At 29.8% G+C, this 10,567-nt stretch carries 11 protein-coding genes and 1 pseudogene; 9 read left to right on the top strand and 3 right to left on the bottom strand.

Features of this window, described 5'->3' with window-relative positions; all coding sequences use genetic code 11:
• The first annotated feature begins 35 nt into the window (after nt 1-35).
• The 3 genes from NST64_RS11535 to NST64_RS11545 all read left to right on the top strand — a co-directional run bounded on the left by NST64_RS11535 (nt 36) and on the right by NST64_RS11545 (nt 1,033).
• The gene (locus NST64_RS11535) at nt 36-149 is read left to right on the top strand and encodes an NAD(P)H-dependent oxidoreductase (protein ID WP_017175388.1); all 114 of its coding nucleotides are present in this window, start codon (nt 36-38) and stop codon (nt 147-149) included.
• A 10-nt stretch (nt 150-159) separates the two neighbouring features.
• Entirely contained in the window at nt 160-645 is a 486-nt protein-coding gene (locus NST64_RS11540) for an NAD(P)H-dependent oxidoreductase (RefSeq protein WP_254613616.1), read from the top strand.
• Between the two features lie 187 nt (nt 646-832).
• Nucleotides 833-1,033, top strand: a complete 201-nt coding sequence (locus NST64_RS11545) for a hypothetical protein (RefSeq protein ID WP_015387322.1) — start codon at nt 833-835, stop codon at nt 1,031-1,033.
• Nucleotides 1,034-1,107: 74 nt separating this feature from the next.
• Here the strand turns inward: NST64_RS11545 and NST64_RS11550 are convergent, their stop codons facing one another.
• A complete protein-coding gene (locus NST64_RS11550; RefSeq protein WP_034172943.1) occupies nt 1,108-1,782 on the bottom strand; it encodes an IS6 family transposase in 675 nt (224 codons plus the stop codon).
• Nucleotides 1,783-2,255: 473 nt separating this feature from the next.
• Between NST64_RS11550 and msr(A) the strand changes: the two genes are divergently transcribed.
• From msr(A) to NST64_RS11565, 3 genes are all read left to right on the top strand, one after another.
• Nucleotides 2,256-3,722, top strand: coding sequence for an ABC-F type ribosomal protection protein Msr(A) (gene msr(A), locus NST64_RS11555; RefSeq protein WP_000438873.1), 1,467 nt, complete (start codon nt 2,256-2,258; stop codon nt 3,720-3,722).
• Between the two features lie 98 nt (nt 3,723-3,820).
• Nucleotides 3,821-4,720, top strand: coding sequence for an Mph(C) family macrolide 2'-phosphotransferase (locus tag NST64_RS11560; RefSeq protein ID WP_000196697.1), 900 nt, complete (start codon nt 3,821-3,823; stop codon nt 4,718-4,720).
• 485 nt (nt 4,721-5,205) lie between these two features.
• Nucleotides 5,206-5,814, top strand: coding sequence for a recombinase family protein (locus NST64_RS11565; protein WP_000583527.1), 609 nt, complete (start codon nt 5,206-5,208; stop codon nt 5,812-5,814).
• Between the two features lie 209 nt (nt 5,815-6,023).
• Here the strand turns inward: NST64_RS11565 and qacR are convergent, their stop codons facing one another.
• On the bottom strand, nt 6,024-6,590 hold the full coding sequence (gene qacR, locus NST64_RS11570) for a multidrug-binding transcriptional regulator QacR (RefSeq protein WP_001832666.1): 567 nt from the start codon (nt 6,588-6,590) through the stop codon (nt 6,024-6,026).
• Between the two features lie 177 nt (nt 6,591-6,767).
• Between qacR and qac the strand changes: the two genes are divergently transcribed.
• The 3 genes and pseudogenes from qac to NST64_RS11635 all read left to right on the top strand — a co-directional run.
• On the top strand, nt 6,768-8,312 hold the full coding sequence (gene qac / locus NST64_RS11575) for a QacA/B family quaternary ammonium compound efflux MFS transporter (protein ID WP_002449598.1): 1,545 nt from the start codon (nt 6,768-6,770) through the stop codon (nt 8,310-8,312).
• Between the two features lie 204 nt (nt 8,313-8,516).
• Nucleotides 8,517-9,077: a hypothetical protein gene (locus tag NST64_RS11580; protein WP_001077893.1), complete on the top strand. Its 561-nt coding sequence runs from the start codon at nt 8,517-8,519 to the stop codon at nt 9,075-9,077.
• Nucleotides 9,078-9,140: 63 nt separating this feature from the next.
• Nucleotides 9,141-9,275 (top strand): annotated as a pseudogene (locus tag NST64_RS11635) (HAD hydrolase family protein); the annotation flags it as partial.
• Between the two features lie 121 nt (nt 9,276-9,396).
• Here NST64_RS11635 and NST64_RS11585 read toward each other — a convergent pair.
• The gene (locus NST64_RS11585) at nt 9,397-10,086 is read right to left on the bottom strand and encodes a DUF536 domain-containing protein (protein ID WP_002497507.1); all 690 of its coding nucleotides are present in this window, start codon (nt 10,084-10,086) and stop codon (nt 9,397-9,399) included.
• Nucleotides 10,087-10,567 lie beyond the last annotated feature (481 nt).

The raw sequence follows: 10,567 nt of genomic DNA on the forward strand, positions 1-10,567 counted from the left end.
GTAAATATTGCAAAACACTATATAGGAGAAGTTAAATGAATATTCTAATAGTATATGCGCACCCTGGACCTCAATCTTTTAATAGTAAACTTAAAGATATTGCACAAACAGTATTGAAGGAGAATGGTAATAATTGTCGTTGTATCTGATTTGTATAAAATGAATTTTAACCCTGTTGCTCAAAAATCTGATTTTAAATATTTAAAAAATAATAACTTTTTTAAATATCCTATAGAACAAGAGCATTCTTACAAAAATAATATATTAAGTAAGGAAATTAAATCTGAATTAAGCAAACTATTGTGGGCGGATATTATTATTTTTCAATTCCCTTTATGGTGGTCGAGTGTTCCTGCAATATTAAAAGGATGGTTTGATAAAGTTTTAATATATGGAGGGATTTATGGAGGGGCATATGGGAAGTTTAAGAACGCCAGATTATCTAATAAAAAAGCTATTATAAGTACAACAACTGGTTCATCAGGAGATATACACAAACAAGTACTATTTCACATTAGTCATGGAATAGTTGAATATACTGGAATGCAATGTTTAGATACATTAATCGCATATGAAATTGATAAAGATCAAAATAGTAGAGATGAGTATATAGAATTTTTTAAAAACAAAATAAAGTATATTTAACCAAATTGAAATACGGAGTAGAGAAATAAAAAAGCTAAGTCATTGATTTATTAAAGCATAAAACACTTGTATGGGCTATTATAGGGAAGTATTCTCAGAATGTGTTAAAAATATTATTAAACCAGAAGACACAGTAATTAATTTAAAATGTGGTTTTTCAAAATAATTTGGAAAGGAGTTTTTGTTTGTGATAATAGAGCAATTAAAACAAGAATTAGAATTAAATACAGTAAATAGTATAGAAGTTTATTTTCATTCTGGAGATTCAGTAATTGCAAGAAAAATAGACTATTCACAAAGTTCTGAAAAAATTATTAAAGTACTTAATCCAGTGCCTATGTATATTAATTTAGAAAATGTAACATACATTCAGTTAAGAGAAATGTAATAATGTAGATAGCATGGTTCTGTTGCAAAGTAAAAAAATATAGCTAACCACTAATTTATCATGTCAGTGTTCGCTTAACTTGCTAGCATGATGCTAATTTCGTGGCATGGTGAAAATCCGTAGATCTGAAGAGACCTACGGTTCTTTTTATATAATCCGTAAATACATTCAATGCCTTTGAGTGTATTTTTTGCCGTATTGACACTTTGATATCTTGTCTTTCTCACCTTAATGTGACGATGATCTTGTTCAATGAGGTTATTGAGATATTTAGATGTGCAATGACAGTTAGGTTTCAGCTTAAACACTTTAATTATTTTAGCCATGGCTACCTTCGTTGAAGGTGCTTGATCTGTAATTATCATTTGAGGTTTACCGAATTGTTTAATAAGGCGCTTAATAAACGCATATGCTGATTGATGATCTCGTTTTTTGCGTAACCAAATATCTAATGTATGTCCATCTGCATCAATCGCGCGATACAGATAACACCACTGTCCTTTAATTTTGATATATGTCTCATCAATACGCCACTTATAATACGTTTTTTTATGTTTTCTCTTCCAAAGTTGATAGAAAATAGGTGCATACTCTTGAACCCATCGATAAATGGTTGAATGATGAACATCAAAACCACGTTCCCTTAATATTTCAGATATATCACGATAACTTAATGCGTATCTTAAGTAGTAGCCAACGGCTACAGTTATAACATCTTTATCGAATTGTTTATATCTGAAATAGTTCATACAGAAGACTCCTTTTTGTTAAAATTATACTATAAATCTAACTTTGCAACAGAACCGTATTTTATGAGTACACTCTAAATTAAGGAGATGTATAATCAATCTAAAATTGTATTTTTATACTTTTGTTATATAATCTTTCTACTTAGAGATATATTGTAAAAAAAACAACAAAATGTTATATTAACATTACTATTTTATCGATGAAGGAGGATTAAAATGACAGCTTCTATGAGACTCAAATAAACCTTTTTGAATACAAAACTAAATTAATTCAAAAAGGCTTGTCCGCAATACACACTCATAGGATGACTTATGTCATTTTTTATCCTTCGATAGGAATAATAAACGCTTTCAAATACTAAAACATCATAATAAATTTTTAAGTGTTTGAAAGTGTAATGTGAATGAGACGGGAGTAGCCTGTCTCATTTTTTTGCGTACACGTCCTTTAAATATACAAGGAGTGTATAAATATGGAACAATATACAATTAAATTTAACCAAATCAATCATAAATTGACAGATTTACGATCACTTAACATCGGTCATCTTTACGCTTACCAATTTGAAAAAATAGCACTTATTGGGGGTAATGGTACTGGCAAAACCACATTACTAAATATGATTGCTCAAAAAACAAAACCAGAATCTGGAACAGTTGAAACGGTTGGCGAAATTCAATATTTTGAACAGCTTAACATGGATGTGGAAAATGATTTTAACACGTTAGACGGTAGTTTAATGAGTGAACTCCATATACCTATGCATACAACCGACAGTATGAGTGGTGGTGAAAAAGCAAAATATAAATTAGCTAATGTCATATCAAATTATAGTCCGATATTACTTTTAGATGAACCTACAAATCACTTGGATAAAATTGGTAAAGATTATCTGAAAAATATTTTAAAATATTACTATGGTACTTTAATTATAGTAAGTCATGATAGAGCACTTATAGACCAAATTGCTGACACAATTTGGGATATACAAGAAGATGGCACAATAAGAGTGTTTAAAGGTAATTACACACAGTATCAAAATCAATATGAACAAGAACAGTTAGAACAACAACGTCAATATGAACAGTATATAAGTGAAAAACAAAGATTGTCCCAAGCCAGTAAAGCTAAACGAAATCAAGCGCAACAAATGGCACAAGCATCATCAAAACAAAAAAACAAAAGTATAGCACCAGATCGTTTAAGTGCATCAAAACAAAAAGGCACGGTTGAGAAGGCTGCTCAAAAACAAGCTAAGCATATTGAAAAAAGAATGGAACATTTGGAAGAAGTTGAAAAACCACAAAGTTATCATGAATTCAATTTCCCACAAAATAAAATTTATGATATCCATAATAATTATCCAATCATTGCACAAAATCTAACATTGGTTAAAGGAAGTCAAAAACTGCTAACACAAGTACGATTCCAAATACCATATGGCAAAAATATAGCGCTCGTAGGTGCAAATGGTGTAGGTAAGACAACTTTACTTGAAGCTATTTACCACCAAATAGAGGGAATTGATTGTTCTCCTAAAGTGCAAATGGCATACTATCGTCAACTTGCTTATGAAGACATGCGTGACGTTTCATTATTGCAATATTTAATGGATGAAACGGATTCATCAGAATCATTCAGTAGAGCTATTTTAAATAACTTGGGTTTAAATGAAGCACTTGATCGTTCTTGTAATGTTTTGAGTGGTGGGGAAAGAACGAAATTATCGTTAGCAGTATTATTTTCAACGAAAGCGAATATGTTAATTTTGGATGAACCAACTAATTTTTTAGATATTAAAACATTAGAAGCATTAGAAATGTTTATGAATAAATATCCTGGAATCATTTTGTTTACATCACATGATACAAGGTTTGTTAAACATGTATCAGATAAAAAATGGGAATTAACAGGACAATCTATTCATGATATAACTTAAAAACTATACACTAATTTATATTGAATATTAGGTTCATTTATATCAATATAAAAAATACGTTCACAAGAAAAATATAATAGAAATAAGGATCCAATAAAATGACTCGACATAATGAAATTATTAAATGTGCAGAAAAATATCAATTACACATCCAACCTCAAACAATCTCATTGAATGAATCGGGACTTGATTTTCAAGTTGCATTTGGAAAAGATAAACATGGAGTAGAATGGGTTTTGAGACTACCAAGAAGACCTGACGTTTATAAACGAACAAAACCCGAAAAACAAACGGTAGACTTCTTACAGAAGAATGTTTCATTTGAAATACCGAAGTGGAAAGTACATGCAAAAGACCTTATTGCTTACCCAAAACTTACAGGTAAACCCGCAGCCACAATAGATCCAGAAATACAAAATTATGTATGGGAAATTGAACACAAACCATTACCAGAAAACTTTATTAACACATTAGCTGAAACACTCGTAGATTTACACAACATACCAGAAGAAAACATTAACGTTCAGCATATAAATATCAAAACCATACAAGAAATAAAAAATGACTTTCAAAGAAGAATGAATAAAGTTAAAGAAACTTATGGCGTATCAGATGAATTATGGAACAGATGGAAACAATGGTTAGAAAACGACGAACTATGGCCTCGACATGCGACCATGATACATGGGGACTTACATCCAGGACATATAATGGTAGATAACCAAGCAAACGTCACAGGTCTCATAGACTGGACTGAAGCAACCCACTCCGACCCATCAATGGACTTTATAGGACACCATCGTGTATTCGACGACGAAGGATTAGAGCAACTTATAACAGCATACGGTAAAGCTGGAGGTGAAATATGGCCACGAATGAAAGAGCATATAATAGAACTCAATGCAGTATTCCCAATGTTTATCGCTGAGTTTGCTATGGAATCAGGAGAATCGGCGTATGAAACGATGGCATTGAAAGAGTTAGGTATGAAAGAGTAGAACTTATATTAAAAGAGGCCCATTTTAAAGACGAAGGCAATCCTGATGAAATTTTAAAACTGCGTTTAATTAGTGATGGTCTTTGGTTTTCTATAATGTATTAAATATCTGGACATGGAACAAATGCAACAAATGGAAAGAATCGTTTTCGAAATTTCTAACTCCTTAAATCAGGAGGATAAATAAACGGTCATTTTCATTGAAAGCACTTATATAAATTTCATCAATTTTAATACCTACCGTAAATACATTTCATAAGTATTAAACAGATGATTAAAATTTTTAGTTAATTTAAATATTTATGATAGAGATGACCTTCAAATGAACGGTTCTGTTACAAAGAAAAAATCTATATTTATTTTTAGTAAGTTTTAATTATAGATATGTACACTTTGAGTACACCCTAATCATACAAAATAAGTTGTTGAAATTATCGCAATTAGAACGTATGATTAGGGTGTATATTAATTATGGAGTGAAGATGAATGATTATAGGTTATGCGAGAGTATCATCGATAGATCAAAATTTAGAAAGACAATTGGATAATTTAAAGACGTTTGGTGTGGAGAAAATCTTTACAGAGAAACAGTCGGGAAAGTCAGTGGAAAATAGACCTGTATTTCAAGAAGCACTCAATTTTGTCAGAATGGGAGATCGATTCGTTGTGGAATCTATTGATCGTTTGGGACGTGATTATGATGAAATTATTGAAACTGTGAGTTATTTAAAAGAGAAAGACGTTCAGTTAATGATTACCAGCTTACCTATGATGAATGAAGTGATTGGCAATCCATTACTGGATAAGTTTATGAAAGATTTAATCGTTCAAATTTTAGCAATGGTTTCAGAACAAGAGAGAAATGAAAGTAAACGTCGACAAGCGCAAGGAATTCAAGTTGCGAAGGAAAAAGGCGTATATAAAGGGCGCCCCTTACTTTATTCACCAAATGCCAAAGACCCACAGAAACGTATTATTTATCATCGCGTGGTGGAAATGTTAGAAGAAGGGAAAGCAATTAGTAAGATTGCGAAAGAAGTTAATATCACAAGACAGACAGTTTATAGAATTAAGCATGATAAGGGATCATCTTGATAAATGGGTCGTCAATGCAAATAAGAGGCTCTCACAGAGTCTCAAAACTCATATTATATTATTGAAATGATCTTTTAATAATTATACAAGAAAAAAGAGAGTGCGAATTCGCACTCTCTTTTTGTGTAGTAATACTATTTAAATTTTTTATCAATAATGAACGTAATTTAGAAATAATATTTATTGGTATTTCAAGAATATATATATAATTATTTACTAAGTCCATTTAAAAAAATTTGAGAGAACTTGTTCATAAGTTTAATTCTTTCATTAATATTTTGTTCATGTGTAAAGGTAACAATTCCATTAACAGCGTTTGCTGCTATTTTACTAACAGCATTAACATCATTAATACACCATTCGCCATTTAAATTACCCTCCTTAAAAATTACATGATAAGCATCTATATATTTGTTTTCTAATTTATTCATTTTTTCATTAATGCTATTAGTTTTATAATATTCAGTGCAAAATTCAATTATTGCGTTTTGAAGTGGATAATAGTATTCGGTTGTTAAAGATAGTTCATTATATAAATAAAATTTTTCTCTATTAGTTTTACATTTGATTTGTTCCTTTTTCCACTGTTCTTGCCATTTAGATTCTTCTATATTTAAAATTTCTAAAAATAGATTTTCTTTTGTTTTAAAGTGATAATAAAGATTCCCTTTACTACTTTCTGATAATTTAACAATTTCTCCAGTAGTAGTGGCATTATATCCATTTTTTATAAATAATTCCTTTGCGACACCTAGTATTTTATCTTTCAAGTTCATCACGCCTTTAATGAGTATTAAGTACTATCAATGATAGCACAAAAAATTCAAAGAATAATTGTATAACACAATACAGCCATTTAAATTTCGCAAGATTTTTTGTTGTAATATGTAAAAAAATAGATTATAATCCTTATAGACCGGTCGAACGGTCTATAAGGATTGGAGGGAACTTAAATGATTTCATTTTTTACAAAAACTACTGATATGATGACATCAAAAAAAAGATGGACTGCACTAGTAGTATTAGCTGTTAGTTTGTTTGTTGTTACAATGGATATGACAATATTAATTATGGCTTTACCGGAATTAGTAAGAGAGTTAGAGCCTTCTGGTACCCAACAGTTATGGATAGTTGATATATACTCTCTTGTTTTAGCTGGCTTTATAATTCCATTGAGTGCCTTTGCTGATAAATGGGGAAGAAAAAAAGCATTATTAACTGGATTTGCTTTATTTGGCCTCGTTTCATTAGCTATATTTTTCGCAGAAAGTGCAGAGTTCGTAATAGCTATTCGATTTTTACTTGGTATTGCAGGTGCTTTAATAATGCCAACTACTCTTTCAATGATAAGAGTAATTTTTGAAAACCCTAAAGAAAGGGCCACTGCATTAGCTGTATGGTCAATCGTTTCATCGATAGGTGCTGTTTTTGGACCAATTATCGGAGGAGCTTTACTTGAGCAATTTTCATGGCACTCGGCATTTTTAATTAATGTACCGTTTGTGATAATAGCAGTTGTAGCAGGTTTATTTTTATTACCAGAGTCTAAGTTATCAAAAGAAAAGTCTCACTCGTGGGATATTCCTTCTACAATTTTATCAATTGCAGGCATGATTGGACTGGTATGGAGTATCAAAGAATTTTCAAAAGAAGGACTAGCAGATATTATTCCATGGGTTGTAATAGTATTAGCAATTACCATGATAGTGATATTTGTTAAACGTAATTTATCAAGTTCTGATCCAATGTTAGACGTAAGACTTTTTAAAAAGAGATCATTTTCAGCTGGTACAATTGCTGCATTTATGACAATGTTTGCAATGACATCTGTTTTGTTATTAGCTTCACAATGGTTACAGGTTGTGGAAGAACTTTCTCCTTTTAAAGCTGGCTTATACCTATTACCTATGGCAATAGGAGATATGGTGTTTGCACCAATTGCACCCGGATTAGCGGCGCGATTTGGACCGAAAATAGTGTTACCTTCCGGAATTGGAATTGCAGCCATTGGCATGTTTATTATGTATTTCTTTGGTCATCCATTATCATATTCTACAATGGCTTTAGCATTAATTTTAGTTGGAGCTGGTACGGCTTCACTAGCAGTTGCATCTGCTCTAATAATGTTAGAAACACCTACATCAAAAGCAGGTAATGCAGCTGCTGTTGAAGAGTCTATGTATGACCTTGGAAATGTTTTTGGTGTAGCAGTACTTGGTAGCCTATCTTCTATGCTTTATCGTGTATTTTTAGATATTTCATCTTTTTCATCAAAAGGTATAGTTGGAGATTTAGCTCATGTAGCTGAAGAATCTGTAGTGGGCGCTGTCGAAGTAGCTAAAGCTACGGGGATAAAACAGCTTGCAAACGAGGCTGTAACATCATTTAATGATGCTTTTGTAGCAACTGCTTTAGTAGGTGGGATTATCATGATTATCATTTCAATAGTTGTCTATTTGTTAATTCCCAAATCACTTGATATAACTAAACAAAAATAGTACTAAACATATATTTTTAGATATTGTAGATTAGTTTATTTTTAAAATTAGTAATAGTTAAAAAGTAGAACCATTAATTTTAAATGGTTCTACTTTTTTATTATTAAGTAAAATTATAAAAGACAATTTCTTAAATTAATAATATGATATACCTATATCTAATAATTTATTAGTATTAATAAACCTTGAAAGGATGATTAACTGATGAATAGAGCAGATATTTTTAAAATATTTGATGTAGAACTTAATATAACTATATTTTTAGGAGCACTAGTAGCAACTTTCATCTATTTTATAAGTTACATGAACAATGTAAATGAATTAATTACATTATGCTTAACATTAGCTTTTCCTGCATATTTATTAAAAATTAGCAGATCGTTCGAGGTTATTTTATTAGAGGAAAAAATAAAAAATAGTAAAATCAAAATCTGTGACAAAGATAGAATTGAACGAGAGATACTGGTGAAAAAGAACCTAATAGATGAACTATTGTTTCCTAATAGAGTTATTAAAAAATATACACTGACAATTTTAATTTACAGTATAGGTATTATTATTCTTTTACTACTTTGTAATATGTTAAGTTATGGAATTGGTGAAAATGTCAATTTTATCTGGAGATTACTAGCTTGTTATGTAACGAGTGTCACAGTGATTATAGTTGCCTTGATTATAATGATAATGATATTTGATCTTATAATTGGATTACTATTAAATTTTCAAATATTTTTAAAAAATAAAAAGTATGATGACTTTTTATAATTATTCGATTTATATAATGAAAAATTAAATGATTAAACATAGAAACCTCAAAACAAACCATATTTAATAGAGTTTATGGCGCCTTATACAAATAAAGGCTATGCTGTTAAAGAATTATGTAGCTATCTTCAGATTAATATGGATGATGTTTATACTATTGGCGATAGAAAATTGATTTACCTATGTTTAATACCCTAGATAATTCTTCTGATAATTTAGTTTTTGTTAGAGTTTAACATAACTGATGATTATCAGAAGTTTGAGTCACATTAAAAAGGCACAACAAGTTCATGAACTTGTTGTGCCTTTTTAATTGCAATTAGTTACCAAATAAACGACTCCAAAATCCCTTTTTAGGTGGTTCTACCTCCCTATTATCATCAGGATCATTCTTCGTTTCTTCAACGAACTTATCCTCATTTGTTAGTTCATCTTCGTTTATACTGTCATCCTTTTTTTCTTTAGCTATATTCTTATGATTTACTTCGGTTGGTTGGCTTTTCTTTTGTTGTTGGTTCGCATTTTGAGGTTCTTTAGTAAAAGTTGCTTCTTTCGGATTAATATTTTGTCTATTATTCGTCGCTGTATCAAAAGAATAATTAAGCTGTCTTTCTTCTTCTAATTGGCTTTCTAGTTTTTGAATTTTTTTATTGCTTTCTAATGCTAAGACTTGCTGATTTTCTAAAAGTCTATTAAGTGTATTTATTTGTTCTTTATCTCTATTTGCCTGTTCCTTATATATATCTAGCTGAATATATAACTGCTTTATTGTTTCATCTTTTACCTGATTATTATCGTTATCAGAATTTTTTTCATTTATTTTACTTTCAGCATCAATGCTCTTTTTCTGATTTTTTTTAATTCTATTTACTACTACAATCTCATCTTCACTAGATAAGTAATTTACGTTATCAATTTTTTGAAATTTTACATTTGCTTTTTTAGCATTATTATAAACTGTCATTTTTGTCACATTTAGTTCGTCAGCGATTTTCTTCATACTTTTCATATAGTAGCCTCCGTATAACTATATATATGATATTTATTATGATTATATAGTTATTATACTTACCATATCAATACTTTTATACTTATACATAAAATATATACATATAATTATATGTATATATTTCACCCTCTTTATACGCTTCTTATATACCTTTTATACGTATTGCAATAGCTTTCTTTATATAACATTCCATATCACTATATAAAAACAAAATATAACCTTTTATCATTCTTACATGATATATATACACTAAATATATATAAAAAATGTAACAAAGATTGGGAAAATGTTATTATAAATAGAAAGAAGCCTAACTACGGGAATAGTTAGGCCTCGATGGTAATAAAAAAGTTGTTTTTGTACAGTTGTTGTATTCATATTATATATATTAAGAATTATTAGCGCAAGTCTAATACATATATACTTACTTATGACTTTTTATTACCTCTTTTAAAATTTAAATATGAAAGAGGTTTTTTGT

The organism is Staphylococcus sp. FSL W8-1268, assembly GCF_038003965.1.
Taxonomy (GTDB): domain Bacteria; phylum Bacillota; class Bacilli; order Staphylococcales; family Staphylococcaceae; genus Staphylococcus; species Staphylococcus hominis.

Coding starts and splice junctions, on each gene's coding strand:
- NST64_RS11535 (WP_017175388.1), top strand. CDS start 36: ATGAATATTCTAATAGTATATGCGCACCCTGGACCTCAATCTTTTAAT.
- NST64_RS11540 (WP_254613616.1), top strand. CDS start 160: ATGAATTTTAACCCTGTTGCTCAAAAATCTGATTTTAAATATTTAAAA.
- NST64_RS11550 (WP_034172943.1), bottom strand. CDS start 1,782: ATGAACTATTTCAGATATAAACAATTCGATAAAGATGTTATAACTGTA.
- NST64_RS11560 (WP_000196697.1), top strand. CDS start 3,821: ATGACTCGACATAATGAAATTATTAAATGTGCAGAAAAATATCAATTA.
- NST64_RS11565 (WP_000583527.1), top strand. CDS start 5,206: ATGATTATAGGTTATGCGAGAGTATCATCGATAGATCAAAATTTAGAA.
- qacR (WP_001832666.1), bottom strand. CDS start 6,590: ATGAACTTGAAAGATAAAATACTAGGTGTCGCAAAGGAATTATTTATA.
- qac (WP_002449598.1), top strand. CDS start 6,768: ATGATTTCATTTTTTACAAAAACTACTGATATGATGACATCAAAAAAA.
- NST64_RS11580 (WP_001077893.1), top strand. CDS start 8,517: ATGAATAGAGCAGATATTTTTAAAATATTTGATGTAGAACTTAATATA.
- NST64_RS11585 (WP_002497507.1), bottom strand. CDS start 10,086: ATGAAAAGTATGAAGAAAATCGCTGACGAACTAAATGTGACAAAAATG.